1 protein-coding gene is annotated in these 614 nt (G+C 47.4%); it reads left to right on the top strand.

The features are described 5' to 3' along the window. On the top strand, positions 1 to 614 hold a 614-nt coding region (locus tag HPT30_RS00785; RefSeq protein ID WP_175369666.1), incomplete at both ends, for a transposase.

The raw sequence follows: 614 nt of genomic DNA on the forward strand, positions 1-614 counted from the left end.
AGGAGAAAGAAATTAAAGTGAGCAAAACCGACCCAGACAGTGGATATATGATTCGCGATGGCAAACCCGAAGGCTTCTTTTATTTGGACCACCGCACGGTGGATATGAAATACAATCTCATTACAGATGTGCATGTCACGCCTGGAAATGTCCATGATTCGGTGCCCTATTTGTCCCGTTTAGATCGCCAACAAACCCGTTTTGGATTTAAAGTCGAAGCCGTTGCATTGGATTCTGGTTATTTAACCACGCCTATTTGTCGAGGATTACAGCGTCGAGAGATTTTTGCAGTCATTGCACACCGAAGATTTCATCCCAAGCAAGGTTTGTTTCCAAAGTGGAAGTTTACATTTGATGCCGAGCGAAATCTGTATGTCTGTCCAGCCAGCCACGAACTAAAATACCGAACGACAGACCGCAAGGGCTACCGACAATACGCATCCGACTCGGAACATTGCAAGAGCTGCCCGTTGTTGAATGAGTGTACACATTCCCGAAACCACCGGAAGGTGGTAACCCGGCATGTCTGGGAGGACAGCAAAGAATGGGTCCGGAGCAACCGACTGAGTCGGTCGGGAAAACAGTTATACCGCAAACGAAAAGAGACGATAGAG

The sequence above is a fragment of the Paenibacillus agri genome, from assembly GCF_013359945.1.
GTDB lineage: Bacteria > Bacillota > Bacilli > Paenibacillales > Paenibacillaceae > Paenibacillus_AQ > Paenibacillus_AQ agri.